This is a genomic window from Kitasatospora sp. NPDC054939 (genome assembly GCF_053610105.1).
This window is the reverse complement of record NZ_JBSGXP010000055.1, coordinates 22,508-48,244: the sequence shown is the minus strand read 5'-3', so window position 1 is coordinate 48,244 and position 25,737 is coordinate 22,508. Positions and strand designations below refer to the sequence as shown.

At 74.9% G+C, this 25,737-nt stretch carries 21 protein-coding genes and 2 pseudogenes; 19 read left to right on the top strand and 4 right to left on the bottom strand.

The window, feature by feature from the left end; translation table 11 throughout:
- Positions 1 to 107 precede the first annotated feature (107 nt).
- The gene (locus ACWGB8_RS17950) at positions 108 to 521 is read right to left on the bottom strand and encodes a winged helix-turn-helix transcriptional regulator (protein WP_452214455.1); all 414 of its coding nucleotides are present in this window, start codon (positions 519 to 521) and stop codon (positions 108 to 110) included.
- A 106-nt stretch (positions 522 to 627) separates the two neighbouring features.
- Here ACWGB8_RS17950 and ACWGB8_RS17945 point away from each other — a divergent pair, with 106 nt between their 5' ends.
- From ACWGB8_RS17945 to ACWGB8_RS17890, 12 genes and pseudogenes are all read left to right on the top strand, one after another.
- The gene (locus tag ACWGB8_RS17945) at positions 628 to 1,266 is read left to right on the top strand and encodes an FMN-dependent NADH-azoreductase (RefSeq protein WP_452214454.1); all 639 of its coding nucleotides are present in this window, start codon (positions 628 to 630) and stop codon (positions 1,264 to 1,266) included.
- Between the two features lie 253 nt (positions 1,267 to 1,519).
- Positions 1,520 to 2,530, top strand: coding sequence for an MBL fold metallo-hydrolase (locus ACWGB8_RS17940; RefSeq protein ID WP_452214453.1), 1,011 nt, complete (start codon positions 1,520 to 1,522; stop codon positions 2,528 to 2,530).
- Positions 2,531 to 2,572: 42 nt separating this feature from the next.
- A pseudogene (mobA, locus tag ACWGB8_RS17935) lies at positions 2,573 to 3,142 on the top strand (molybdenum cofactor guanylyltransferase); the annotation flags it as partial.
- A 127-nt stretch (positions 3,143 to 3,269) separates the two neighbouring features.
- A pseudogene (locus ACWGB8_RS17930) lies at positions 3,270 to 3,548 on the top strand (DUF6457 domain-containing protein); the annotation flags it as partial.
- Positions 3,545 to 4,741 (top strand): molybdopterin molybdotransferase MoeA, encoded by a 1,197-nt coding sequence (locus ACWGB8_RS17925; RefSeq protein WP_452214452.1) that lies wholly within the window; start codon positions 3,545 to 3,547, stop codon positions 4,739 to 4,741. The pseudogene ACWGB8_RS17930 and the gene ACWGB8_RS17925, both read left to right, overlap by 4 nt.
- Positions 4,742 to 4,758: 17 nt before the next feature.
- Complete coding sequence (locus ACWGB8_RS17920; protein ID WP_452214456.1) at positions 4,759 to 5,814, top strand: potassium channel family protein; 1,056 nt, start codon at positions 4,759 to 4,761, stop codon at positions 5,812 to 5,814.
- Entirely contained in the window at positions 5,814 to 6,374 is a 561-nt protein-coding gene (locus ACWGB8_RS17915; RefSeq protein ID WP_452214451.1) for a YbaK/EbsC family protein, read from the top strand. The genes ACWGB8_RS17920 and ACWGB8_RS17915 overlap by 1 nt, the downstream gene beginning before the upstream one ends.
- 47 nt (positions 6,375 to 6,421) lie before the next feature.
- The gene (locus ACWGB8_RS17910) at positions 6,422 to 7,399 is read left to right on the top strand and encodes an NAD(P)H-quinone oxidoreductase (protein WP_452214450.1); all 978 of its coding nucleotides are present in this window, start codon (positions 6,422 to 6,424) and stop codon (positions 7,397 to 7,399) included.
- Positions 7,400 to 7,633: 234 nt separating this feature from the next.
- Positions 7,634 to 8,770, top strand: coding sequence for a hypothetical protein (locus ACWGB8_RS17905; protein WP_452214449.1), 1,137 nt, complete (start codon positions 7,634 to 7,636; stop codon positions 8,768 to 8,770).
- A gap of 164 nt (positions 8,771 to 8,934) precedes the next feature.
- Complete coding sequence (locus ACWGB8_RS17900; RefSeq protein WP_452214448.1) at positions 8,935 to 9,537, top strand: bacterial proteasome activator family protein; 603 nt, start codon at positions 8,935 to 8,937, stop codon at positions 9,535 to 9,537.
- Between the two features lie 266 nt (positions 9,538 to 9,803).
- Entirely contained in the window at positions 9,804 to 11,195 is a 1,392-nt protein-coding gene (locus ACWGB8_RS17895) for a protein kinase domain-containing protein (protein WP_452214447.1), read from the top strand.
- Between the two features lie 110 nt (positions 11,196 to 11,305).
- Positions 11,306 to 13,054, top strand: coding sequence for a protein kinase domain-containing protein (locus tag ACWGB8_RS17890; RefSeq protein ID WP_452214446.1), 1,749 nt, complete (start codon positions 11,306 to 11,308; stop codon positions 13,052 to 13,054).
- A 47-nt stretch (positions 13,055 to 13,101) separates the two neighbouring features.
- Here ACWGB8_RS17890 and ACWGB8_RS17885 read toward each other — a convergent pair whose 3' ends face one another.
- Together ACWGB8_RS17885 and ACWGB8_RS17880 are read right to left on the bottom strand one after the other, a co-directional pair.
- A complete protein-coding gene (locus ACWGB8_RS17885; protein ID WP_452214445.1) occupies positions 13,102 to 14,190 on the bottom strand; it encodes a phosphotransferase in 1,089 nt (362 codons plus the stop codon).
- 65 nt (positions 14,191 to 14,255) lie between these two features.
- Complete coding sequence (locus ACWGB8_RS17880) at positions 14,256 to 14,915, bottom strand: response regulator (RefSeq protein WP_452214444.1); 660 nt, start codon at positions 14,913 to 14,915, stop codon at positions 14,256 to 14,258.
- 390 nt (positions 14,916 to 15,305) lie between these two features.
- Between ACWGB8_RS17880 and pdhA the strand changes: the two genes are divergently transcribed.
- The 7 genes from pdhA (at position 15,306) to ACWGB8_RS17845 (ending at position 24,745) form a co-directional block, all read left to right on the top strand.
- Complete coding sequence (pdhA, locus tag ACWGB8_RS17875; protein ID WP_452214443.1) at positions 15,306 to 16,460, top strand: pyruvate dehydrogenase (acetyl-transferring) E1 component subunit alpha; 1,155 nt, start codon at positions 15,306 to 15,308, stop codon at positions 16,458 to 16,460.
- Positions 16,460 to 17,434 (top strand): alpha-ketoacid dehydrogenase subunit beta, encoded by a 975-nt coding sequence (locus ACWGB8_RS17870; protein WP_452214442.1) that lies wholly within the window; start codon positions 16,460 to 16,462, stop codon positions 17,432 to 17,434. The genes pdhA and ACWGB8_RS17870 overlap by 1 nt, the downstream gene beginning before the upstream one ends.
- A gap of 15 nt (positions 17,435 to 17,449) precedes the next feature.
- Positions 17,450 to 18,898 (top strand): dihydrolipoamide acetyltransferase family protein, encoded by a 1,449-nt coding sequence (locus ACWGB8_RS17865; RefSeq protein ID WP_452214441.1) that lies wholly within the window; start codon positions 17,450 to 17,452, stop codon positions 18,896 to 18,898.
- Between the two features lie 245 nt (positions 18,899 to 19,143).
- The gene (locus ACWGB8_RS17860; protein WP_452214440.1) at positions 19,144 to 20,304 is read left to right on the top strand and encodes an alkaline phosphatase PhoX; all 1,161 of its coding nucleotides are present in this window, start codon (positions 19,144 to 19,146) and stop codon (positions 20,302 to 20,304) included.
- 245 nt (positions 20,305 to 20,549) lie between these two features.
- Positions 20,550 to 21,779, top strand: coding sequence for a benzoate/H(+) symporter BenE family transporter (locus tag ACWGB8_RS17855; protein WP_452214439.1), 1,230 nt, complete (start codon positions 20,550 to 20,552; stop codon positions 21,777 to 21,779).
- A gap of 268 nt (positions 21,780 to 22,047) precedes the next feature.
- Complete coding sequence (locus tag ACWGB8_RS17850; protein WP_452214438.1) at positions 22,048 to 23,280, top strand: M64 family metallopeptidase; 1,233 nt, start codon at positions 22,048 to 22,050, stop codon at positions 23,278 to 23,280.
- 76 nt (positions 23,281 to 23,356) lie between these two features.
- Positions 23,357 to 24,745: an MFS transporter gene (locus ACWGB8_RS17845; protein WP_452214437.1), complete on the top strand. Its 1,389-nt coding sequence runs from the start codon at positions 23,357 to 23,359 to the stop codon at positions 24,743 to 24,745.
- Positions 24,746 to 24,846: 101 nt separating this feature from the next.
- Here the strand turns inward: ACWGB8_RS17845 and ACWGB8_RS17840 are convergent, their stop codons facing one another.
- Positions 24,847 to 25,668: a maleylpyruvate isomerase family mycothiol-dependent enzyme gene (locus ACWGB8_RS17840; protein WP_452214436.1), complete on the bottom strand. Its 822-nt coding sequence runs from the start codon at positions 25,666 to 25,668 to the stop codon at positions 24,847 to 24,849.
- Between the last annotated feature and the right edge of the window lie 69 nt (positions 25,669 to 25,737).

The window sequence follows — 25,737 nt, the reverse complement described above, 5'->3', positions numbered from 1 at the left end:
CGGCCCGGGCCGGGCGGGTCCGGTTTGGTCTCGGGGCCGGCCCCGCCCTGTGCAGACAGGCGGGCCCTTCCGCTTTCCGCACTCCGCTTTCCGGGTCCCGGGGGTGCTCAGCAGCCGGTCGCCGGCTTCGCGGGGACGGCCGGCAGGTGCAGTTCGGCCCAGCGGGAGAGCTCGGACAGGGCCGGGCCGAGCGCGGCGCCGGCCTCGGTGAGCTGGTAGCTGACCCGCAGCGGCGGGCCCGCGTCGACGTGCCGCAGCACCAGGCCGGCCTCGGCGAGCTCGGTGAGCCGGTCGGAGAGCATCCGCTCGCTGATGCCGGGGATGGCCCGGCGGATCTCGGAGAAGTGCGCGGGGCCGTGCCGCAGGACGGCGACCACCAGGCCCGTCCAGCGCTTGCCGAGCAGGGCGAACACCCGGGTCAGCGCGATGTCGACGCCGGTACAGACGGGCGCCGCCGCCTCGGTGCACGGGTGGGCGCCGTCGGCGCCGACCGTGCTGATCGCTGCTTCGTGCTGGGCCATGACTACAGCCTACTCGGCAGGAACATAGTGACTGCAGAAAAGTAAGCTGCTACGGTGATTGCAGTTGCAGCGGAATTCGCAGCTGCTTACTACTTGGAGGTACGTCATGGCCACTCTGCTGCACCTCGACGCGTCCGCATTCAGCGAGGGCTCGGTCTCCCGCGAGGTCTCCGCGGCCTTCCGCGCGGCCTGGCAGGCGGAGAACCCGGACGGCACGGTCGTCCACCGGGACCTCGCCGCGCAGCCGCTGCCGCACCTCGACGCCCACGGCATCTCGGCCGGCTTCGTCCCCGCCGAGCAGCGCACCCCGGAGCAGGCCGCGGCCTTCGCCCTGCGCACCGAGCTGATCGAGGAGCTGGAGCGGGCGGACGTCCTGCTGATCGGCACCCCGATGTACAACTTCACGATCCCGTCCAGCCTCAAGGCCTGGCTGGACCAGGTGATCCTGGTCGGGCGCACCGCCGGGGAGAAGCCGTCGGCCGCGGGCAAGAAGGTCACCGTGGTGTCGGCGCGCGGCGGCTCGTACGCCCCGGGCACCCCGCGCGAGAGCTTCGAGTTCGTGACCACCTACCTGGAGAAGGTGCTCACCGGCATGCTCGGGCTGGAGGTCGACTTCATCGTGCCGGAGTTCACCCTGGCACCGACCACCCCGGCGCTGGCGGACTTCGTCGAGCACGCCCGGACGTCCAAGGAGCAGGCACTCGCGGAGGCGGCCCGCAAGGGCAAGGCGGCGCTCGCGGCCTGAGCCGGCGCGGACGGCCGGGCGGCTCCGGGGCAGCGGGACGGCGGGGGAGCGGGGAGCACGGGGAACGGGGAGCACCGAGGGGGCGGTGCAGGGGAAGGCGCGTCCGGCACCGGGCGCGCCTTCCCGGCATTCGGCGGCCGGTGCTCCCATGCTGTAGGGCGCGGACCCTGCGCCGGCGGGACCGTCCGCCGACCCGTCCGACCTGCCGATCCGTCCGACCCGCCGACCGCCGGCCGACCCGAGGGAGCACCCCGTGACGTCGTCCCCGCCCGACGAGAGCGCGGACCGCGCCGCCGAGCCCGGAGCGGACGCCGCGCCCCTCCGCCCGCTGGAGACCGCCGTCTTCACCGGACCCGAGTCGGCCTTCTTCGCCACCTCCACCCTGATCCTCGGCGAACAGGCCGCGATCCTGGTCGACGCCCAGCTCACCCGTAGCGCCGGCCGGGAGCTCGCCGAGTGGATCGCCGGCAAGAACCGCCGGCTGCTCGCCGTGGTCATCACCCACCACCACCCCGACCACTACTTCGGCGTGGAGGAGGTGCTGAAGCTCTTCCCGGACGCCCGGCTGCTCGCGGCGCCGCCGGTGGTCGACGGCATCCTGCGCACCGCCGCCGCCAAGGTCGCCCAGTGGAAGCCGGTCTACGGCGACGACATCCCCGACCACCCGCTGGTGCCGGCCCCGCTGCTGCCGCAGCCGCTGGTGCTCGACCGCCAGGTCATCCCGGTGCTGCTGCTCGGCCAGGGCGACTGCGGCGGCTCCACCGTGGTGCACGTGCCCAGCATCCGCACCGTGATCGCCGGCGACTTCGTCTGGAACGGCACCCACGTCTGGACCGCCGACACCGACCCCGAGGAGCGGATCGAGTGGGGCCGCAACCTCGGCCGGATCGCCGAACTCGGCGCCGACAGGGTGATCGCCGGCCACCGCGCCCCCGACCGGGGCGACGACGCGGCCCCGGTGCTGGCCTTCACCGGCGAGTACCTGCAGGACTTCGACCGGCTGCTGGCCGAGCACCCGGCCGACAGCGAGGCGCTGGTCGCCGCGATGGGCGAGCGCTACGGCGAGCTGACCCTGCCCGGGGTGCTGGAGCTGTGCGCGGCGGCGGCCGTCGCCCGGCAGGCCGCGGAGGAGGCCCCGGCCGAACGGGAGGCCCCCGCGGCCGCCGAACCGGACGGGGCGGGCGGGCCGGACGGGGCGGGCCCCGGTGCGGAGGCGGCGGACGGCGGGGACGAACGCGGCGAGGGGGCGACCGGACCGCGCTGAGGCCGCACCGGGCCCGTACCGAGCCCGCGCGATACTGGCCGCATGACGCCGTACGACGCGATCGTCCCGGCCGGCGGCGCCGCCCGCCGGCTCGACGGGGCCGACAAGCCCGGCCTCACCGTCGGCGCCGCCACCCTGCTGGACCGGGTGCTCGCCGCCTGCGCCGGCGCCCGCACCACGGTCGTCGTCGGCCCGGCCCGGCCCACCGCCCGCCGGGGCGTGCGCTGGACCCGCGAGCAGCCCCCCGGCGGCGGACCGGTGGCCGCCGTCGCCGCCGGACTCGCCGAGGTCACCGCCGAGGTGGTGCTGCTGCTCGCCGCCGACCTGCCCTTCCTCGACGAGCCGACCGTGCACCGTCTGGTCGCCGCCCTCGACGCGGCCGGCCCGGACACCGGGGCCGCCGTCCTGGTCGACGCCGGCGGACGCGACCAGCCGCTCGCCGCCGCCTACCGCACCGCCGCCCTGCGCGGCGCGCTCGCCGCGGCCGGCGACCCCGACGGGCTCCCGCTGCGCCGCCTCACCGGCGCCCTGCGCACCCTCCGGCTGGCCGACCCCGACGGCGCCTCGGAGGACTGCGACACCTGGGACGACCTGGCCCGGGCCCGCGAGCGGGCGGGGAGCCCGGAGCGCTGACCCGGCGCCGCCGGAGCGCGGCCCGACGGCTCACGGCGCGCCGCACCGACCGGTGAGCGAAACGACGCGCGCCGCTCACGGCCCGAACATTCCCGGCGCACCGACGATCAGGCAGCATGGGGCCATGGAGCGCACGCTGGACGAGTGGATCGCCGAGGCCCGGGACGAACTGGGCATCGAACTGGACGTGGACGTCCCCGGACTGCTCGACCTGGCCAGGGTGGTCGCCCACGGGGTGGCCCGGCCCGCCGCCCCGCTGACCGCCTTCCTCGTCGGCTACGCGGCGGCCCGGCAGGGCGGCGGCCCGGAGGCCGTCGCCGAGGCCGTGCGCCGCACCGGGGCGCTCGCCGAGCGGTGGGCCGCCGCCGGCCCGGAGCAGACGTGAGCGCCACCGTGGCCGGGCCGGAGTCCGCCGTGACCGCGTCCGGCTGGGCCCGGGCCCGGGAGCGCGCCCGCCGCGCCGGACTGCGCCCGCTGCCGCCGCAGAGCCTGCCGCTCGGCGAGGCCCTCGGCCGCACCCTGGCCGAACCGCTGGCCGCGCTCACCGACCTGCCGGCCTTCGACACCTCCGCGATGGACGGCTGGGCCGTCGCCGGACCGGGGCCCTGGCGGGTCGCCGGCCGGCTGCTCGCCGGACGCCCGGCCACCGAGCCGCTGCCCGACGGCGACGCCGTGGAGATCGCCACCGGCGCCCAGCTGCCGCCCGGCGCCACCGCCGTCCTGCGCCGCGAACACGGCGTGCAGCGCGGCACCCTGCTGCACGACCGCGGCCCCGGCTCGCCGACCACCGGCCAGGACGTCCGCCCGCGCGGGCAGGAGTGCCGCCGGGGCGAGGCGCTGCTGCCGGCCGGCACCCCGGTCGGTCCGGCGGTGCTCGGCCTCGCCGCCGCCTGCGGGCACGACCGGCTGGCGGTCCGCCGCCGTCCGGTGGTCGACCTGCTCGTCCTCGGCGACGAACTGCTCGGCTCCGGCCTGCCGCAGCCCGGCCGGGTCCGGGACGCGCTCGGCCCGCTGCTGCCGCCCTGGCTGCGCGCGGCCGGCGCCGAGGTGGGCGAACCGCGCCCGGTCCGGGACGACTTCGGCCTGCTGCGGGACGCCGTCCGGCACTCGACCGCCGACGTCGTGGTCACCACCGGGGGCACCGCCGCCGGACCGGTGGACTTCCTGCACCGGGCCCTCGCCGAGACCGGCGCCCGGCTGCTGGTCGACGGCGTCGCCGTCCGCCCCGGTCACCCCATGCTGCTCGCCGAACTCCCCGGCGGACGGCACCTGGTGGGCCTGCCCGGCAACCCGCTCGCCGCGGTGGCCGGCACCGTCACGCTCGCCCTGCCGCTGCTGCACGCGCTGGCCGGCCGGGCCGTCGGGGAGCCCGACCGTGCGCCCGCCGCCGTCGACCTGCCGGGCCACCCGGCCGACACCCGGCTGCTGCCGGCCCGGCGCACCCCGCACGGCGTCGTCCCGCTGGCCTTCGACGGACCGGCGATGCTGCGCGGCCTGGCCCGTGCCGACGTGATCGCGGCGGTCCCCCCGGGCGGTACGGTGGCCGGTGAGCTCGTCGAACTCCTGGAGGCCCCGTGAGCGCCCGCAGGCCGGGTCTGCTGCGTCCGCTGAAGTCCATCACCGAACCCTGGGCGGACTCGGGCATCGTGCTGCCCGCCCGGCCCGCGGTGCCGGCGGTGCGCCAGGTCGGTTCGCGGCTGCTGATGGCCCTCGCGGTGCTGATCGCGACGACCGTCATCGTCTGGCTCGACCGCGCCGGCTACAACGACAACGCGGGCGGCGGCCTGTCCTTCCTGGACTGCGCGTACTACGCCACCGTGACGCTCTCCACCACCGGGTACGGCGACATCACCCCGTACAGCGAGAGCGCCCGGCTCACCAACATCTTCGTGATCACCCCGCTGCGGGTGGTGTTCCTGATCATCCTGGTCGGCACCACGCTCGAAGTGCTCACCGAACGCACCCGTCAGCAGTGGCGGTTGAACCGCTGGAGGTCCACCGTGCGGGAGCACACCGTCGTGATCGGCTACGGCACCAAGGGCCGCAGCGCCGTCGACACCCTGCTCGGCCAGGGTGTCCCCAAGGACGAGATCGTGGTGGTCGACCCGCAGCGCAAGGCGATCGACCAGGCGGCCCAGCACGGCTTGGTCGGCGTCGTCGGCGACGCCACCCGCACCGACACCCTGATCCGCGCCTCGCTCCCCAACGCGGCCCGGGTCGTGGTCGCCCCCGAGCGCGACGACACCGCCGTCCTCGTCACCCTGACGGCGCGCCAGCTCAACAAGGCCGCCACCGTGGTCGCCGCGGTCCGCGAGGACGAGAACGCCCCGCTGCTGCGCCAGAGCGGCGCCAACGTCGTCGTCACCAGCTCCAGCTCGGCGGGCCGCCTGCTCGGCATGTCGATGCTCAGCCCGCACGCCGGCGCGGTCATGGAGGACCTGTTGACCTACGGCAACGGCCTGGACGTCTACGAGCGCCCGGTGACCAGGGCCGAGGCCGGGCACAGCCCGCGCGAGTGCGAGGACCTGGTGGTCGCGGTGGTCCGCGGTCGACGGGTGATCAACTACACCGAGCCGGAGGCGGCGACGCTCCAGCTCACCGACCGCGTGATCGTCATCAAGGGCCCGGTCACCCCGGCGGAGGTGCGCTGATGACCGTGCAGCCGACCGCCCCCTTCGGCAGCTTCACCCACGTGCTGCCCGCGCTGGAGAGCGGCGACCTGGCCGGCCCGGTGGCCGCCCTGCTGGCCGGCTGGGCGGACCGCGACGCCGCCCGCTCGGTGCTGTACGTGGACAGCGATCCGGAGCTGGCCGACACCGCGGTGTTCTGCGAGGCGTACGGCGTCCCGGCCGAGGCGTCCGCCAACTGCGTGGTGGTGGCGGCCAAGCGCGGCGGGGAGACCACCCTGGCCGGCTGCCTCGCCCTCGCGCACACCCGCGTCGACGTCAACCGGGCCGTCCGCAAGCGCCTGGACGCGCGCAAGGCGTCGTTCGCGCCGATGGACACCGCGGTCGCCGCGACCGGCATGGAGTACGGCGGGATCACCCCGCTCGGACTGCCCGCCGACTGGCCGCTGCTGATCGACGCCACCGTGGCGGCGACCCCGTACGTGCTGGTCGGCAGCGGTCGGCGGCGGGGCAAGCTGATCCTGCCCGGCTGGGCGCTGGCGAGGCTGCCCGGCGCGGAGGTGCTGGACGGCCTGGCGGGCTGAGCCCGTCGCGCGGGATCCCGGGGGCCCGCACCCAGTAGCTTCGGGGCATGCATGCGATGACGATTCCCCGTCCCGGCGGCCCCGAGGCCCTGGTGTGGGCCGAGGTCGACGATCCGGTGCCCGGCGAGGGCGAGGTCCTGGTGGAGGTCGCGGCTACCGCCGTCAACCGCGCCGACCTGCTGCAGCGCCAGGGCTTCTACAACCCGCCGCCCGGCGCCTCGCCCTACCCCGGCCTGGAGTGCGCGGGCCGGATCGCCGCGGTCGGCGCCGGCGTGGCCGGCTGGGCGGTCGGCGACGAGGTGTGCGCGCTGCTGTCCGGCGGCGGGTACGCCCAGCGGGTCGCGGTGCCGGTCGGGCAGTTGCTGCCGGTGCCGGAGGGGCTGCGGGTCGAGGAGGCCGCCGCCCTGCCGGAGGTCGCCGCGACGGTCTGGTCCAACGTGTTCATGGTGGCCCACCTGCGGCCCGGCGAGACCGTGCTGGTGCACGGCGGCGCCAGCGGCATCGGCACCATGGCGATCCAGCTGGCCAAGGCGGTCGGCGCCCGGGTCGCGGTGACGGCGGGCAGCCCCGAGAAGCTCGCCCGGTGCGCGGAACTCGGTGCCGACATCACCATCGACTACCGGCAGCAGGACTTCGTGGAGGTCCTGTGGGAGGCCACCGGCGGCGCCGGGGCGGACGTCGTGCTGGACATCATGGGCGCCAAGTACCTGCAGCGGAACGTGGACGCGCTGGCCGTCAACGGGCGCCTGGTCATCATCGGCCTGCAGGGCGGCGTCAAGGGCGAGCTGGACCTCAACACCCTGCTGCGCAAGCGCGGCGCGGTCGTGGCGACCAACCTGCGCGGTCGCCCGACCTCGGAGAAGGCCGCGATCGTGGCGGCGGTCCGGGAGCACGTCTGGCCGCTGGTGGAGGCCGGGGTGGTGAAGCCGGTGGTGCACACGGTGCTGCCGCTCACCGAGGCCGCCGCCGCGCACCGGCTGCTGGAGGCGGGCGAGCACGTCGGCAAGGTCGTCCTGCGGGCCTGAGGGCTTGCGGCCTGAGGGCCACGGGGCTGAGGGCTGAGGCCGGGCCCTGGGGCGGGACGGGGTCGGTGGCGGGGTCGGTGGCGGGGCGGGGCCTGATCGGGCCCCGGCCGGGGCGGGAAGCGGGCGGCGGGCGTTCGGAATGCCCGGATTGCCGGATTGTGTGAGGCTGGTTCGGAGCTGTCCCGCCGCCGACCCCGCCCCCCGCGCGGTCGGCCGTCGGAAGGACCTCCGACCGTGGCCGCATCCTCGTACGCACGCCTCGGGCCGCTGCCCGCCGCGACCGTTCCCGCCCGGCCCCGCCCCGCCGTCCCGCGCCGGCAGCGGCTGCTCGCGGCGGTGGTGCTCGGACTGACCCTTCCGCTGGCCTCCGCCACCGTCGCCCTGGCCGCCCCGGGGGAGGGCATCGGCGTGCCCGCGTCGGCGGTGTCGGACGCCGCGGTACCGGAGCCCGCGCCGTCGGAGCCCGCCGCCCCCGACGACGCTGCCCCCGATGGTTCAGCTCCCGATGCCGCCGTTCCCGATGATGCGGCTCCCGAGCCGGATGCCCCTGAGTCCGGTGCGGCCGGGTCCGGGGCCCCGTCGCCGTCCACCGCGCCGGAGCCGTCCACGGCGCCGGAGCCCGGGGACGGCGAGGCCGCGGGGCCGGTCGAGCCGTCCGTTCCCGTGGTCGTCCCGCCGGCGTCCTCGCCCTCGCCCCGGACGGCCTCCCCCACCGCCGGACCCGCCGGGCCCGCCGGAGCCGCCGGATCCGCCGTCCCGGCGCTCCCCGGGCCGGTGGCCTCCGCGGTGGCCTCCCCGACCGCGGCCGCCGGTCCGCCGCTGCCGGAGCCGGCCGGCGGCGGGTGGTGGCCCGACCGGCCCGTCGGACCTCCCGGCCCGGGCGGTTCCGTCGGCGCCGCCGGTCCGCAGGGCGGCCCCGCCGAGGACCGCACCGAGGCCCGCACCGAGGACCGTGCCGAGGCTGCCGGGCAGCAGGCCGCCCCGGCCCGGCCGGCCGCGGCGAAGCCGGTCCCCGCGAAGTCGGACCACACGCAGTGGGCCGACCGGGAGCGGTGGGGCCGGGACCAGCGCGGGCACTGGCACCGGCCCGCCTCGGCACCCGAGCGGGCCGTGCCCGGCCGGGGGGCCGAGCGGGCCCCGTCGTCCGACCCCGGTTCGCAGGCGTCCGCGTCCGACCTGGCCGGTGCGGAGGACCTGGCGACCGTGGCCGGGGCCGACACCGCCGACCGGGCCGCGGCCGTCGGCCCGGTCACCGTGGTCCTGCCGACCCGGTGGAGCGACGCCTCGACGGTCGAGCTGCCGCTCGGCGTCGGGCTGGGCATGATCGGCTGCGGCCTCGCCCTGATCGGTCTGCGGCTGCGCCGGGGCTGAGTCCGACCCGTGCGCAGGGGGTGGGCGGGCCGTGCGGAAGGGCGGCGATCTGAGTATCCGTACGGATATCCGGGCCGCTGCCCCGGCGCGTAGCGTCGTGCCCGGCCGCGGCGGCGCGCCGGGGGCTTCCGCCGGAGCAACCCCAGTGAGAGAGAATGTTGTTCATGACGAATCCGATGAACGAGCGCTCGCAGCAGGAGTCGTACCAGGCATCGGGCGGGCAGGCGCACGACGGTCAGAGGGTCCTGATCGTCGGACCGGACGGGATGCCGGTCGGCCCGGGGTTCGCGGTGCCGGGGGACGGCGCGGTCGAGCCGCGTGAACTGCCGGTGACCGAGATGGTGGAGCAGCCCGCCAAGGTCATGCGCATCGGCAGCATGATCAAGCAGCTGCTGGAGGAGGTCCGGGCGGCTCCTCTGGACGAGGCCAGCCGGGCCCGTCTGAAGGACATCCACGCCAGCTCCATCAAGGAGCTGGAGCTCGGCCTGGCGCCCGAACTGGTCGCCGAACTGGAGCGGTTGTCGCTCCCGTTCACCGAGGACAGCATCCCCACCGAGGCGGAGCTGCGGATCGCGCAGGCCCAGCTGGTGGGGTGGCTGGAGGGGCTGTTCCACGGCATCCAGACGGCGCTGTTCGCCCAGCAGATGGCGGCGCGGGCCCAGCTGGAGCAGATGCGCCGGGCGCTGCCGCCCGGTCTGCACGGCGCGGACCCGGAGGACGGCGAGCCGGGCGAGGGCCGCGGCGTCCGCTCGGGCCCGTACCTGTAGCCGGACCGCCCGCCGGGGGCCCGCCGACCGCGGGAGAGCCGCCGGGAGGGTTCGCATGCACCGGATCGCGGGCCGGACACAGTATCGGCCCTGCGCCGAGCAGTGTCGCCGCGAGCCGATACCCTGACCCCTGTCGCAGGCCCGACCGAGGCCGCGGCAGGGGCGGTCGGCGCCGGGAGAGCAGTGCCGGGCCGACCGGCGAGCACGGACGAGACCGAACGTCACGGCAGCGGTGCCGCCACCGCGCCGAGGGGGAGCGAAGGACCATGAGCGAGCACGGGAACGCGGCGGTCGAGGGCTACTCCCTGGGCAACGGACGGTACGTCCTGCAGAGCCTGCTGGGCGAGGGCGGCATGGCCTCCGTCCACCTGGCGCACGACAACGTGCTGGACCGCAAGGTCGCGCTGAAGACCCTGCACACCGAGCTCGGCCGCGAGGCGTCCTTCAAGGAGCGCTTCCGCCGCGAGGCACAGGCCGTGGCCCGGCTGGAGCACCCCAACATCGTCACCGTGTACGACAGCGGCGAGGACGTCGCCCCCGACGGCTCGGTGACCCCGTACATCGTGATGCAGCTCGTCGACGGCAAGGGCCTGCGCGACGCGCTCAACGACGCGATCGCCCAGCACGGTGCGATGCCGACCGAGGAGGCCCTGCGGGTCACCATCGGGGTGCTCGCCGCGCTGGAGGCCTCGCACGAGCACGGCCTGGTCCACCGCGACATCAAGCCCGGCAACGTCATGTTCGACCGCAAGGGCACCGTCAAGGTCATGGACTTCGGCATCGCCCGGGCGCTGGAGTCGGGCGTCACGTCGATGACCCAGACCGGCATGGTGGTCGGCACCCCGCAGTACCTGTCGCCCGAGCAGGCGCTCGGCAAGCCGGTGGACGCCCGCTCCGACCTCTACACGGTCGGCGTGATGCTGTTCGAGCTGCTCACCGGGAAGCTGGTCTTCGACGGCGACTCGGCGTTCTCCATCGCGTACAAGCACGTCCAGGAGGAGGCCGTCCCGCCGTCCTCGATCAACCGCGCGGTGGGCCCGGCGCTCGACGAGTTCGTCGCCCGCTCGCTGCGGAAGGACCCGGCGCACCGGTTCCAGAGTGCGGCCGAGATGCGCGAGGAGGCCGAGCGCCTGCTGGCGGCGGCCAAGGGCGGCGGCAGCCCGCTGCAGGCCAGCCCGCTGGTGATCGGCGAGGGTCCGCGGGCGCACACCGCGGCCCCGCAGGCGCACACCCCGCCGCCGGCCCCGCACACCCCGCAGCCCTTCCAGCAGTACCAGACGCCGCCGCCGGCCTTCCAGACCCCGCCGCCGGCGCCGCACACCCCGCAGCCGTTCCCGCAACAGCAGTACCAGACCCCGCCGCCGGCCTTCCAGACCCCGGCGCCGTTCGTCCCGCAGGCGCACACCCCGCCGCCGCAGCCCATGCCGATGCCGCACCCGGTGCCGTTCCAGCCCGCCCCGGCGGCGAGCAGCGGCAACGGCTGCGGAACCGCGCTGGTGATCGTCGGCATCATCATCGGCGTGATCGTGCTCGCGATCATCATCATCGCCATCGTGGCGACCAAGGCCGACGAGAAGTCCAGCTCCTCGCGCAGCGCCGACCGTCCCTCGATCGTCCTGCACCAGGACGACCCCGCTGCCCGGAATGGCCTTCTCTGAGGCCATCCGCCCGGATCGCCCGGGAACGGTGAGCGGCCGGAGGCGGTAGCGTTCAGGGATACGAAGCGACAGGGCACCGCGATCCGAGCGACGGCCCGGGGCGAGGAGCGATGGCACAGACCCACCAGCCGGACGACGACGAGGGGGCCTGGGCGGCCGGTGCGGGCGGCGGGGCCGCGCGCACTCCGGCGCCGGGCGACGAGACCGCTGCGACCGCCGCACTCCCGCCGGTCATCGGCGCCCCCGGCGGCCAGCAGACGCCCGGCCGCGGTACGGCCGCCCCGCTCGGCACGGTGGGCGACGGCCGCTACCGGATGACGCACCGGCTGGGCCGGGGCGGCATGGCCGAGGTCTTCGCCGCGCAGGACGTCCGGCTCGGCCGCACGGTCGCGGTGAAGCTGCTCCGCTCCGACCTCGCCCAGGACGACGTCGCCCGGCTGCGCTTCACCCGTGAGGCGCACTCGGTCGCGGCGCTCAACCACCACTCGATCGTCTCGGTCTACGACACCGGTGAGGAACTGGTCGGCGAGGAGTCGACCCCCTACATCGTGATGGAGCTGGTCGAGGGCCGGACCGTCCGCGAGCTGCTGGTGGACGAGGAGGCGCCGCCGGTCGACCAGGCGCTGATCATCATCGCCGGGGTGCTGGAGGCGCTCGCCTACAGCCACCGGCACGGCATCGTGCACCGCGACATCAAGCCCGCCAACGTGATCATCACGACCGGTGGCGCGGTCAAGGTGATGGACTTCGGCATCGCCCGGGCGCTGACCGGCGCGGCGACCACCATGACCCAGACCGGCATGGTGATGGGTACCCCGCAGTACCTGTCGCCCGAGCAGGCGCTCGGCAAGCCGGTCGACCACCGCTCCGACCTGTACGCGGCCGGCTGCATGCTCTACGAGCTGCTGACGCTGCGCCCGCCGTTCACCGGCGACACCCCGCTGTCGGTGGTCTACCAGCATGTCCAGGACCCGCCGGTACCGCCGTCGCACGCCAACCCGCGGGTGCCGACCGCGCTCGACCCGCTGGTGCTGCGCTCCCTGGCGAAGAACCCGGACGACCGCTTCCAGGACGCCGACGAGTTCCGCGCCCACCTGCAGCACGCGCTGCGCGAGATGCACGGTGCGGCCGGGGCCGGCTGGGTGGCGGGCTCCGCCGCGGCCGGGCTCGCGGCGATCGGGCAGGGCGGCCGCGGCGGCGACAGCGGCGAGCTGCCGACCCCGTACGGCGGGACGGCCGGGAGCGACCCGACGGCGGTGCTGCCGTACCAGGTGCCCGGCGGGCACACGCCGGCGACGCCCTACCAGGGTGCGGGCGGCCCGTACGGCGGCGGGGGCGGCGGCCACCACGGCCACGGCGGTGGCGGCGGGGACGACGACCGCGGACGGCGCCGGCGCGGGCCGCTGGCCTGGATCGCGGGCATCGCCGCGGTGGTGGTGGCGTCCGGTGTCGGCGTCGCGCTGGCGCTCAGCGGGAACGGCAAGACCCCGGACACCACGCCGACCACGCCCCCGGTGGTGAGCACGGCGCCGACGACCGCGCCGACCACGACCGGGACGGTCCCGTCGCCCACCGGCACGGTGCCGACCACGAGCACGGCGACCCGCCGGCCCCAGCAGCCGACCGACAACAACCAGAGCCCGCCCGCGACGATGCCCGGCACCCGGACGCCCACGCCGACCGGTACGGCGACGGGGACCAGGACGCCCACCGCGACGGGGACCGGGACGGGCTCGCCGACGGCGGGGACGTCCCCCTCGGGAACCACCAAGCCGACGGGCGGGGCCACCGCGACGCAGACCAACCCCGCGCCGACGACCCCGGCGCCCGGGGGCGGCGGCGGGGGCGCCCCGCGCTGACCGCGGCGGACGGCCGGCCCCGGTGACGGGCCGGCCGCCGGGCGGGGTCAGTTGGCGAAGGCGTCCAGGACCTGTTCGTACTCCTGGCACCACCACGCCAGCTGGCCCGCGGCGGCGGGGAAGAGCGGGTCGGCCCGGTGGTCGGCCCGCTGGTAGCGCCACTGCAGCATCCAGAAGTCGTTGAGCCGCTCCCACCAGACCCGGTGGACGGCCGCCGCGAGCTGGTCGGCGCAGGCGGCGCCGGTGGCACGGTACGCCTGCGAGTAGTGGCGGACCCGGACCAGGTCGAGGACCCCGGTGGTCCGGTCGTTGAAGAGCAGGGTGGCCGCGCGGACGGCCTCCTCGGCGCGCGGCTGCGGGCCGAGCTTGTCCCAGTCCAGGACCGCCGAGACCCGGCCGTCCCGGTGCAGCAGGTTGAGCCCGTGGAAGTCGCCGTGCGTCCAGCCGGTGGGCGGGGCGGCCTGCGGGGCGGGCCGGCGGTGGGCGTACTCGGCGAGCAGGTCGAGGCGCTCGGTCAGCCGGCGTTCGGCGAGCGCGTCGAGCTCGCCGTACGGGCGGTGGCCGCGGGCCCGGTGCAGCAGGTCGCGGGCGAGGGCGGCGCTGTCGAGGGGGTCGGCGGTGCGGTACCCGGCGGGCTGGACGAGTGGGGCGCAGACCTCGTCGAGTGCGCCGTGCAGGTGGCCGAGGAGCGCGCCGAGCCGGTCGCACTGCAAGAGGTCGAGGTCGGTGCCGTGGCGGTGGCCGCCCTCCACCCAGGGGAAGAGCGCGAACAGCCGGCCGTCGGAGGAGACGACCGTGCGGCCCGTGCCGGTGGCGGCGAGCGGAGGGGTGACGGGCAGGGCGCGGGCCTGCAGGGCGGCCATCGCGCGGTGGTGGGCGGTGATCGCCGGCCGGTTGGCGGTGGCGGCGTCGACGTAGCACTTCAGGAAGTACGGGCCGGCCTCGGTGGTGGCCAGGTAGCCGCGGTTCAGCAGGCCCTCGGCCACCGGCTCGGCGGTCAGCAGGCGACCGACCCGGTAGTGGCGCAGGACCTCGGCGAGTGCGGAGTGCGGTACGGGCGGACTGAGGGTCCCTATCGGGGGAGCGGAGAGGTCGGGGCGGGCCGGGGCACAGGCGAGGGTCTGGCTGAAAGTCACAGCCAGACCCTAGGGCCCCCGCGCAGGGGTGCTTGACAATCCGTCAGGGATGTGTATCCGCAGGCTCAGTGGCGCTGGTCGGCCTGTCGCCGGGCCACGAAGGCGGCCACCTGGGTGCGTCGCTCCATGCCCATCTTGGCGAGCAGACTGGAGACGTAGTTCTTCACCGTCTTCTCGGCCAGGTGCAGCTCGTTGCCGATCTGACGGTTGGTCATCCCCTCGCCGATCAGTTCGAGGATCCGCCGCTCCTGCTTGGTGAGCTGGGCGAGCCGCTCGTCCTCCTTCTCGCCGCCCTCCCGCAGCCGCTCCAGCACCCGGCTGGTGGCCACCGGGTCGAGCAGCGACCGGCCGGCCGCGACGTCCCGGACGGCGGTGATCAGGTCGGTGCCGCGGATCGCTTTCAGGACATAGCCGGAGGCGCCCGCCATGATCGAGTCGAACAGCGCCTCGTCGTCCGAGAACGAGGTCAGCATCAGGCACTTGACCGCCGGCTGCCGGGAGCGGATCTCCCGGCAGACCTCGACCCCGTTGCCGTCGGGGAGCCGGACGTCCAGCACGGCGACGTCGGGTTCGACGGCGGGGATCCTGGTCAGCGCCTCGGCCGCGGTGCCGGCCTCGCCGACCACCTCGATGTCCTCCTCGACGGAGAGCAGGTCGTGGACGCCCCGCCGGACGACCTCGTGGTCATCGAGAAGGAATACCCTGATATGTCCGTTATCAGTCACGCCCAAAGCCTCCCATATCACCGTACAAATGACCTGCCCCGCGCACCGGTCCTACGGCGCTATCCGGCCAGAGCGGTCCGGAACCGGTCGAAACCGTTGCCGGTAACCCCCTTACGCAGCGGCCTTCGCCCGGATAACGTGCGCAGGTGTCCTGAAGGCGACCGAATTGAGAGCTGCGCCACACCCGCAGTTGTCGGAGCCCAACAACTAGGACGTCCTAGCGCAAGCGCGCCAAGGGCTGCCGCTGGGTAACGTTCTCGTGAGGGACGCCGTCGGAACAGGATCACCACCTGCCCCGCGACAGTCGCGCACACCCACGCGCGCTCCGCGAGGCGGTGACCGGACCGGTCACCGGCGACCCCGGGCGGCCGGACAGACCGAGGAGTGAACGTGACCGTCAAAAGCACGGCGAGGGCTCGCAAGAAGGCGGCCCCCGGCGTCCCTGACACCCTCCGCGCCACGGGTAAGGACGCCCAGCCGGAGCTCGTACAGCTGCTCACCCCGGAAGGAGAGCGGGTCGAGCACCCGGACTACCCGCTCACCACCACCCCGGACGAGCTCCGAGCCCTCTACCGTGACCTGGTGCTGGTGCGCCGGTTCGACGCCGAGGCCACCTCGCTGCAGCGCCAGGGCGAGCTGGGCCTGTGGGCCTCGCTGCTGGGCCAGGAGGCGGCCCAGGTCGGCTCCGGTCGCGCGATGCGCACGGGCGACTACGCCTTCCCGACCTACCGCGAGCACGGCGTCGCCTGGTGCCGCGACGTGGACCCGCTGAACCTGCTCGGCATGTTCCGCGGCGTGAACCACGGCGGCTGGGACCCGAACGAGAAGAACTTCCACCTGTACACCATCGTGATCGGCGCGCAGACCCTGCACGCCACGGGTTACGCGATGGGTGTCACCAAGGACGGTGCCGACGACGCGGTGATCGCGTACTTCGGCGACGGGGCCTCCAGCCAGGGCGACGTCAACGAGGCGTTCACCTTCGCATCGGTCTACAACGCGCCGGTCGTGTTCTTCTGCCAGAACAACCAGTGGGCGATCTCCGAGCCCACCACCACCCAGACCAGGATCCCGCTGTACCGCCGCGCCTCCGGCTTCGGCTTCCCCGGCGTCCGGGTCGACGGCAACGACGTGCTGGCCTGCCTGGCGGTCACCCGCTGGGCGCTGGACCACGCCCGCAGCGGCAACGGTCCGGTGCTGATCGAGGCGTTCACCTACCGGATGGGCGCGCACACCACCTCGGACGACCCGACCCGCTACCGGCCCACCGAGGAGACCGAGGCCTGGAAGGCCAAGGACCCGATCTCCCGGCTGAAGGCCCACCTGGAGAAGGAGGGCCTGGCCGACGAGGAGTTCTTCGCCTCGATCGACGCCGAGAGCGAGCAGCTGGGGCTGCGGGTCCGCGAGGGCGTGCGCAGCATGCCGGACCCGGACCCGACCCTGATCTTCGACCACGTCTACGCCGAGCCGCACGCGCTGGTCGATGAGGAACGGGCCGAGTACGTCGAGTACGCGGCCTCCTTCGAGGCGGGGGAGAACCTCTGATGGCCGGTCAGCTCAGCATCGCCAAGGCGCTCAACGGCGCCCTGCGCAAGTCGCTGGAGAACGACCCGAAGACCGTCCTGATGGGCGAGGACATCGGCAAGCTCGGCGGCGTCTTCCGGATCACCGACGGCCTGCAGAAGGACTTCGGCGAGGACCGGGTCATCGACAGCCCGCTCGCCGAGTCCGGCATCGTCGGCACCGCGATCGGCCTGGCCCTGCGCGGCTACCGCCCGGTGGTGGAGATCCAGTTCGACGGCTTCGTCTACCCGGCCTTCGACCAGATCGTCTCCCAGCTGGCCAAGATGCACGCCCGCGCGCTCGGCCACGTCAAGATGCCGGTCACCATCCGCATCCCGTACGCGGGCGGCATCGGTGCCGTCGAGCACCACAGCGAGTCGCACGAGGCGTACTTCGCGCACACCGCCGGCCTGCGGGTGGTCAGCCCCTCCAACGCCAACGACGCGCACTGGATGCTGCGCCAGGCCATCGAGTCGGACGACCCGGTGATCTTCCTGGAGCCCAAGCGCCGCTACTGGGACAAGGGCGAGGTCGGCGACGCCGCCGACCTGCCGCTGCACTCCGCGCGGGTGGTCCGCCCCGGTGCCGACGCCACGCTGATCGCGTACGGCCCGATGGTCAAGGTCTGCCTGGAGGCGGCCGCGGCCGCCGAGGAGGACGGCCGCCGGCTGGAGGTCGTCGACCTGCGCTCGCTCTCCCCGGTGGACTTCACCACGCTGGAGGAGTCGGTCAAGCGCACCGGTCGCGGCATCGTCGTGCACGAGGCCCCGGTCTTCCTGGGCATGGGCGCCGAGCTGGCCGCCCGGCTCACCGAGCGCTGCTTCTACCACCTGGAGGCGCCGATCCTGCGGGTCGGCGGCTACTACGCCCCGTACCCGCCGTCCCGCGTGGAGGAAGCCTTCCTGCCGGACCTGGACCGCGTGCTCGACGCCGTCGACCGCGCGCTCGCCTACTGAACCGGAGGAGCGCAGATGACCACCGAAGTTCGCTCGCTCCGCGAGTTCAAGATGCCCGACGTCGGCGAGGGCCTCACCGAGGCCGAGATCCTCAGCTGGTACGTCAAGCCCGGTGACACCGTGACGGACGGCCAGGTCGTCTGCGAGGTCGAGACCGCCAAGGCCGCCGTGGAGCTGCCGATCCCGTTCAACGGCGTCGTCGAGCAGCTGTTCTTCCCCGAGGGGGCGACGGTCGACGTCGGCACAGCGATCATCTCGGTCGCCGTCGCCGGTGCGGCACCCGCCGCGGCCCCGGTCGCCGCCGCGCCCGCCCCGGCGGCCCCGGCCCCGGCCCCCGTCGAGGCCGAGCCGGCCGAGGGGGAGCGCCGCGCGGTGCTGGTCGGCTACGGCCCGCGGACCGGCGGCACCCAGCGCCGGGCCCGCCGGACCACGACCACGACCACGACCACCACGGTCGTCGCCCCGGCCCCAGTCGCCGTGCCGGTCGCCCCGGCCCCGGTGCAGCCCGCGCAGACCGTGCTGCCGGAGCAGCCGGCCGGGGAGCGCCCGCTGGCCAAGCCGCCGGTGCGCAAGCTCGCCAAGGACCTCGGCGTCGACCTGCGGTCGGTCACCCCGACCGGCCCCGGCGGCGTGGTCACCCGCGAGGACGTGCACGCGTACGCCTCGGCGGCCGCGGCTCCGGCTCCGGCCGCGCCCGTGGTCGTGCCGGTCGTGGAGCCGGTCGCGGCCGCCCCGGTCGAGCAGGCCCCGGTGGGTGCCTCCGGCGACGTGCGGGTGCCGATCAAGGGCGTCCGCAAGGCGACCGCGCAGGCGATGGTGGCCTCGGCCTTCACCGCTCCGCACGTCACCGAGTTCGTCCAGGTCGACGTGACCCGGACGATGAAGTTCGTCCGCCGGCTCAAGGAGAGCGGCGAGCTGGGCCGGGACGTCCGGGTCAGCCCGCTGCTGCTGGTCGCCAAGGCGCTGCTCACCGCGATCAAGCGGCACCCCGAGATCAACGCCCAGTGGGACGAGGCGGCCCAGGAGATCGTGATCCGGGGCCAGGTGAACCTCGGCATCGCCGCGGCCACCCCGCGCGGCCTGATCGTGCCCAACATCAAGGACGCCGGCGCCAAGACCCTCTCCGGGCTGGCGGCCTCGCTGGGCGAGCTGATCGACACCGCCCGCCAGGGCAAGACCTCGCCGGCCGACATGCAGGGCGGCACGGTCACCATCACCAACGTCGGCGTCTTCGGCGTCGACACCGGCACCCCGATCCTCAACCCGGGCGAGGCCGCCATCCTGGCCTTCGGCGCGGTCCGGGAGCTGCCGTGGGTGCACAAGGGCAAGGTGGTCCCGCGTCAGGTGACCACGCTGGCCCTCTCCTTCGACCACCGCCTGGTGGACGGGGAGCTCGGCTCCAAGGTGCTGGCGGACGTCGCCGCGCTGCTGGAGCGGCCCAAGCGGCTGATCACCTGGGGCTGATCCGACGCCCCGCACGGCCCGCCCCGCCGGTACCCCCGGCGGGGCGGGCCGCTTCGCGTCCGGACCCTCCGCATGGTGACGCTGTGCAGTCGAACGGTGTGTGAACGGTGAACAACGTTGTTCCCGCCGGTCGGGGCGGCCGTTCACCGCTCGTTGCCGGTCCGTCCACCCCCGCTCCCTAGCCTTCCGGGGCGCGATCCACCACCCGGCCGGGTGGTGGACCCCCACGTCCCCATGGAGTCAGCGTGGAAAGACGTACCTTCCTGCGCGGTGCCGTCGTCGGCGCCTCCGCCGCCGCCTTCGGCGGCACCCTGATGCCGGGCGCGGCCTACGCGGCGCCCGCCCAGAACGGACCCAGCCCGTACGGCTCGCTGCTGGCGGCCGACGCCAACGGGATCCAGCTGCCCGGCGGCTTCACCAGCCGGGTGATCGCCCGCTCCGGCCAGCTGGTCTCCGGCACCTCGTACACCTGGCACAACGCCCCCGACGGCGGGGCCTGCTACACCGACGGGACGGGCTGGATCTACGTCTCGAACTCGGAGATCAACCCCGGCGGCGGTGCGAGCGCCGTCCGCTTCAACTCCTCGGGCACCGTCACCGGCGCCCACCGGATCCTCTCCAACACCCGGCAGAACTGCGCGGGCGGCAAGACCCCGTGGAACACCTGGCTCTCCTGCGAGGAGGTCGGCCTCGGCTACGTCTACGAGGCCGACCCGTACGGCGTGAACGCGGCCGTCCGGCGCGACGCGATGGGCAGGTTCAAGCACGAGGCGGCCGCCGCGGACCCGGTCCGGCAGGTGGTCTACCTGACCGAGGACGAGAGCAACGGCTGCTTCTACCGGTTCGTCCCGACCACCTGGGGCAACCTGTCGGCCGGCACCCTGCAGGTCCTGAAGGCCGGCTCCGGCACCTCCGGCACCTTCACCTGGGGCACCGTCCCGGACCCGGACGGCTCCCCGACCGTGACCCGGGACCAGGTCTCCGGCGCGAAGCGCTTCAACGGCGGCGAGGGCTGCCACTACGCCAACGACACGGTGTGGTTCACCACCAAGGGCGACAACCGGGTCTGGCAGGTCAACCTGGCGGCCGGCACCTACGAGCTGGCCTACGACGACTCGCTCGTCAGCCCCGGCACCGCCCCGCTGACCGGCGTCGACAACGTCACCGGCTCCAGCTACGGCGATCTCTACGTGGCCGAGGACGGCGGCAACATGGAGATCTGCATCATCACCCCGAACGACATCGTCGCGCCGTTCCTGCGGATCACCGGGCAGTCCTCCTCGGAGATCACCGGCCCGGCGTTCTCCCCGGACGGCACCCGCCTCTACTTCTCCAGCCAGCGGGGCACCAGCGGCAGCTCCTCCGGCGGCATCACCTACGAGGTCACCGGGCCGTTCCGCACCTGAGCCGCGCCCCTTCCCCGGCGCGCACGCAGCGGGGCCGTTCCTCCCCACCACCGGGGGAGGAACGGCCCCGCCGTTCGCGGCCGCCGCGCCTCAGCGCTGCGGACGCAGCCGGCGCACGGACAGCAGGACGCCCGCGCCCAGGGCGCCGAACGCGGCGGCGGACCAGGCCAGGAAGCCGTTCGGGGTGTCGGCGCCGGTCTGCGCGAGCAGCCCCGCGGCGGGGGCCGCTCCGGGATACTGCCGGGATGGCAGAGGAGCTGATAGCCCGTTCGGCGGAGGATCGGACCGGCCCGGGGGAGGCGCGGCGCTCGCTGCGCCGGGACGTCTCGGTACCCGCGCTGTTGGCCGGGCTGGTCTGCATCGTGGTGTCGTTCTCCGGGCCGCTGGTGGTGGTGCTCGCGGCGGCGGCGGCCGGGCGTCTGGACCCGGCGCAGACGGCCTCCTGGATCTGGGCGGTCTCGGTGGGCAGCGGACTGACCTGCCTGCTGCTGAGCTGGTGGACCAGGACGCCGGTGATCACCGCCTGGTCGACTCCGGGGGCGGCGCTGCTGGTCACCAGCCTGGGCGAGTACCCCTACCGGGAGGCGGTCGGGGCCTTCCTGGTGAGCGGCCTGGTGGTGGCGCTGTTCGGGATCACCGGGCTGTTCGGGCGGCTGGTCGCGGCGATCCCGGCCGGGATCGTCAACGCGATGCTCGCGGGCATCCTGTTCTCCTTCGGGGCGGGCATCTTCGGTGCGGTGAAGGGTGCGCCCGTCCTGGTGCTGGGCGCGTTCGCGGCCTTCCTGCTGGCCAAGCGCGGGGCGCCGCGGTACGCCGTGCCGGTCGCGCTGCTGGTCGGCGGGGTGCTGGCGGCGGCCACCGTCGGACTCCCGCTGGAGTTCGGCGGGGGCGGCCCGACCCGGCCGGTCTGGACGGCGCCGGCGCTCTCCTGGTCGGCCCTGGTCGGGCTGGGGCTGCCGCTCACCATCGTCGCGCTGGCCTCCCAGAACGCGCCGGGCCTGGGGGTGATGCGGGCCTTCGGCTACCGTCCGGACGACCGGCTGGTGATCGGGGCGACCGGCGGGGTCTCCGTCCTGCTGGCGCCCTTCGGCTCGCCGGGGATCAACCTCGCCGCGATCACCGCGGCGATCTGCGCGGGTCCGGAGAGCCACCCCGATCCGCGCCGCCGCTACCCGGCGGGCATGTCGGCGGGCGTGCTGTACCTGCTGGTGGGCAGCTTCAGCGGGCTGCTGGTGGCGCTGTTCACCGGGCTGCCGGCGGAACTGGTCGCGGTGATCGCCGGGGTGGCGCTGCTGGCCTCGCTGCAGGGCAGTCTGGCCGCCGCGGTCGCCGAGGAGCGCGGGCGGGACGCCGCGGTGGTGACCTTCCTGTCCACTGCCTCCGGGATGAGCCTGTTCGGCATCGGTTCGGCCTTCTGGGGCCTGCTGCTGGGCCTCGGTGCGCACGCGGTGCTGCACGCCGGCCGGAAGGGCTGATCGCGGGCGGGAGTGCAGGTCGCGGGCGGAACGGCCGGTTCGGGGCGGTTCGGGCCCCGGGCGGGCCGTTCGGGGGCGTACCGGGGTTACGGGCGGCCGGGCGCCGCCACCTGATCGGACTCATAGGTATGACTGGGATGGTCATGGACGTTCGGCCAGCTCGGTGACTTTTTCGGTGGCCGGTGGGGGAGGGCGGCCGGCCCGGGTACGTCTTCGCGTCCACCGCCCGGCCACCGCCGGGTGACCGGATCGCCGAGGACGTACCGCAATGACGTCTGGCCGACCCGGCCGGCTCCTCCGGAGCCTGGCCGCCCTTGTGCTGGTGTCCACCGCCGTACTGCCGGCCGCCCTGGAACTGGCCGGGCCGGCGCCGTTCGGAGTGATCGGGCCGGGGGCGCCCGCGGACCGGGCGGTGCCCCCGCACACCGTCCGGCAGGCGGACCTGCGGGTCGCCGGGACGGCCCCGACCGTCGACATACGGCGCAGCGGGGACCCGTCCAACCGGATCACCCTGGTGCTGCTCGGCGACGGCTACACCGTCCAGGAGCAGGACGTGTTCCGGGAACAGGCCGACCGGGCCTGGCGGGCGCTGATGGAGATCGAGCCGTTCCGCAGCTACCAGGGCTTCTTCAACATAAGGCGGGTCGAGGTGGTCTCCCCGGTCTCCGGCATCGCCGAGACGGAGAGCCGCAGCCGGCACGCGGCGACCCCGCTGGGCATGCACTTCTGGTGCGAGGGCACCGCCCGGCTGCTCTGCGCCGACGAGGACGCCGCCGCCCGGTACGCCGGGGAGGGCGAGGGCCCGCAGTACCTGATCGCGCTCGCCAACTCCACCGAGTACGGCGGGGCCGGGGGCACCGGGGTGACCACGCTGGCCGGCGGCAGCCCGGACGCCGGGCGGATCATCCAGCACGAGATAGGGCACACCGTCGGCGACCTCGGCGACGAGTACGACAGCGCCCCGGACGACGCCGACTACCCCAACCTGGCCACCGAGAACGCCGAGGAGATGATCCGCAAGCAGGTGAAGTGGTGGCGCTGGCTGGGCGCCGAGTCGCCCGACGGTGCCGGGACGGTCGGGGCGTACCGCAGCGCCAACGGCGTCTACCGGCCCACTCCGGACTCGGTGATGCGTACGCTCGGCGGGGCGTACAACCTGCCCTCGCGGGAGGCGATCATCGAGGAGATCTACCGCCGGATCCGCCCGTCCGACGCCCCGGAGCCGCCGCCCGGCGAGGTGGAGGGGCGGCCCAAACTGGAGGTCAGGCCGCTGCCGCTGGCCGGTCCCCGGCAGCTGCGGGTGGAGTGGCACGTGGACGGCGTCCCGGTGGAGCCGCAGGCGTCCGACCGCACCTGGCTGGACACCGCGCTGCTGGCGTTGGCGCCCGGGCAGAGCGCCACGGTGACGGCCACCGTGCGGGACACCACGGACTGGGTGCGGGACGAGGTGTTCCGGGACCGCTTCATGACCCGGTCGGTGTCCTGGACGGTGCGTGGCTGAAACAGGTGCTTCGTGTCCGATCCGCTGTGACCCCTGCGTAGGCATCGAATGATGGGATGACTAATCTGGGGCCACTATGACCGTGGACCCCGCCAGTTCCGCCCGCCCGCTCGCCGTCCCCGGTCCCGCCGCCGCGCCCGGTGCCGGCGCCCCACCCGTGGCTGCACCCGTGGCCGCCGCACCGGTCGTGCCCGTGCCGTCCGCGGCGCCGGTGCCACCCGGGGGACGGGCCGCCTGGTTCGCCTGGTCCATCGGCGTCACCGTCTACGTCCTCGCCGTCACCCACCGGACCAGCCTCGGGGTCGCCGGGCTGGACGCCGCCGACCGCTTCGGCATCGGCGCCTCCGCGCTCTCCACCTTCTCCATCCTGCAGGTGCTGGTCTACGCGGCCATGCAGATCCCGGTCGGCCTGCTGGTCGACCGCTTCGGGCCCCGCCGGGTGCTGCTCCTCGGCGTGCTGCTGCTCTCCACCGGCCAGCTGGCCTTCGCCTTCTCCGCCGACTTCGCCCCGGCGCTGGTCTCCCGCGCGGTGCTCGGCTGCGGCGACGCGATGAGCTTCATCAGCGTGCTGCGGATCGCCGCCCGCTGGTTCCCCGCGGCCCGCAACCCGCTGGTGGCCCAGCTCACCGGCCTGGCCGGGATGGGCGGCAACCTGGTCACCACCGTGGTGCTCACCCAGGCCCTGCACAGCCAGGGCTGGACGCCCACCTTCACCGCCATCGCGCTGCTCGGCGCCGCCGTCTTCGCCCTGGTCGCGCTGCTGCTGCGGGAGGCCCCGCCCGGCGCCGTCCCGCTCGCCGCAGGCGGCGGGCCCCGGCCCGCGGTCGGCCGGCAGATCCGCGACGCCTGGCGTGAGCCCGGCACCCGGCTCGGCCTCTGGGTGCACTTCACCACGCAGTTCCCCGGCAACGCCTTCGGCCTGCTCTGGGGCCTGCCCTACCTGGTCGAGGCGCAGGGCCTGGAGCGGGCCGAGGCGGGCGGGCTGCTCACCCTGCTGGTCTTCAGCAACATGGCCTTCGGCCTGCTCTTCGGGCGGCTGCTCTCGCGCGGGGCCCGGGCCCGGATGCCGATCGTGCTCACCGTCATCGCCGTCACCACGGCCGTCTGGACCCTCGTCCTGGCCTGGCCCGGCGGCCGCCCGCCGCTCTGGCTGCTGGTCGCCGTCATCCTGGTGATGGGCAGCAACGGCCCGGCCTCCCTGGTCGGCCTGGACTACGCCCGCTCGCACAACCCCGCCGAACGGCTGGGCACCGCCTCCGGGATCGCCAACATGGGCGGCTTCATCGGCACGATGATCACCCTGTTCGGCATCGGCGTGCTGCTCGACCTGCTCACCACGGGCGGCGGCGCCGGCGGCTACTCCGCCGACGCCTACCGCTGGGCGTTCTGCTGGCAGTACGTGCCGATGGCGCTCGGCACGGCGATGATCCTCGGGCTGCGCCGGAAGGTGCCCGCAGCCGGCTGACGGCGGGCCGACCGCCGCCGGCCGGGCCGCCGGGGGCGGGACCGTCCGGGGCGGCGCTCGGGGCGGGACCGCTCAGGGCGGCCCGCCGGGGGAGGGACCACTCAGGGCGTGACCGAGAAGTTGGCGAGCACCCGGGCGGCCAGCTCCTCGTCGCCCTCGATCCGGACCGGACCCGGGCGGCCGCGCCCGCAGGCCAGCCGGAGGTAGGTCTCCCAGTCGAGGGTGAACTGCACGTCGGGCGCCAGGCTGATGGACTCGTCCACACTGCCCCGGCCGTCCGCGTCGACCCGGACGGTCCGCAGGAACTCCAGCGGCCCGGTCACGTCCACCACCACCGTCGTCCCGGCCGGCGCCCCCGCCTGGCGGGCGACCACCTTCGGCAGCGCGGAGATCAGCACGTCGCGGACGACCGCCCCGGCCGGCGAGTCCAGGTTTCCCGGCGCCCCGAGGGCGCGGCGCAGGTCCTGCTCGTGTACCCAGACGTCGAAGACCCGGGTGCGCAGCAGCTCGTGGTACGGCATGTCGCGGGACTGCGGGCCGGCCGGCCAGCGGACCGGCTCGTTCGGGGTGTACTTGGCGTTCCGCAGCGCCCGGGAGCGGCGGATGATCGTGTACTCCAGCTCGCCGGTCATCTCGGGCGCGGTGTGGCAGCGACGCTTGTCGACCGGCAGCTCGATGTACCGGGCGAACTCGGTGGTGACGTGGCGCAGGTCGCGGGGGAGGGAGTGGATCGGGCGGGGGTCGCCCAACAGCTCGGACTCGCAGGCGATGACGTGCGAGACGACGTCCCGCACCGACCAGCCCGGGCACTCGGTCGCCCGGTTCCAGGCGTCTGCGGGCAGGGCGGCGACCAGCTCGGATATCGCCTCGATCGACTGCGTCCACGCGTCCGTGTACGCCTGCACGGTCTGGTTGTCCGTCACGGGAATCTCCGGCCCTCCGTCAGCTGCCTTGCCGCACCGCCCAGGCTGGGGGGAGGCCGGGCGGGTCCG

Bases quoted from the DNA above. Each gene is read 5' to 3' on its own strand.
- ACWGB8_RS17950 (WP_452214455.1), bottom strand. From the start codon at position 521: ATGGCCCAGCACGAAGCAGCGATCAGCACGGTCGGCGCCGACGGCGCC.
- ACWGB8_RS17890 (WP_452214446.1), top strand. From the start codon at position 11,306: ATGGCACAGACCCACCAGCCGGACGACGACGAGGGGGCCTGGGCGGCC.
- ACWGB8_RS17865 (WP_452214441.1), top strand. From the start codon at position 17,450: ATGACCACCGAAGTTCGCTCGCTCCGCGAGTTCAAGATGCCCGACGTC.
- ACWGB8_RS17845 (WP_452214437.1), top strand. From the start codon at position 23,357: ATGACCGTGGACCCCGCCAGTTCCGCCCGCCCGCTCGCCGTCCCCGGT.
- ACWGB8_RS17855 (WP_452214439.1), top strand. From the start codon at position 20,550: ATGGCAGAGGAGCTGATAGCCCGTTCGGCGGAGGATCGGACCGGCCCG.
- ACWGB8_RS17870 (WP_452214442.1), top strand. From the start codon at position 16,460: ATGGCCGGTCAGCTCAGCATCGCCAAGGCGCTCAACGGCGCCCTGCGC.
- ACWGB8_RS17915 (WP_452214451.1), top strand. From the start codon at position 5,814: ATGACCGTGCAGCCGACCGCCCCCTTCGGCAGCTTCACCCACGTGCTG.
- ACWGB8_RS17945 (WP_452214454.1), top strand. From the start codon at position 628: ATGGCCACTCTGCTGCACCTCGACGCGTCCGCATTCAGCGAGGGCTCG.
- ACWGB8_RS17910 (WP_452214450.1), top strand. From the start codon at position 6,422: ATGCATGCGATGACGATTCCCCGTCCCGGCGGCCCCGAGGCCCTGGTG.
- ACWGB8_RS17895 (WP_452214447.1), top strand. From the start codon at position 9,804: ATGAGCGAGCACGGGAACGCGGCGGTCGAGGGCTACTCCCTGGGCAAC.
- ACWGB8_RS17900 (WP_452214448.1), top strand. From the start codon at position 8,935: ATGACGAATCCGATGAACGAGCGCTCGCAGCAGGAGTCGTACCAGGCA.
- ACWGB8_RS17850 (WP_452214438.1), top strand. From the start codon at position 22,048: ATGACGTCTGGCCGACCCGGCCGGCTCCTCCGGAGCCTGGCCGCCCTT.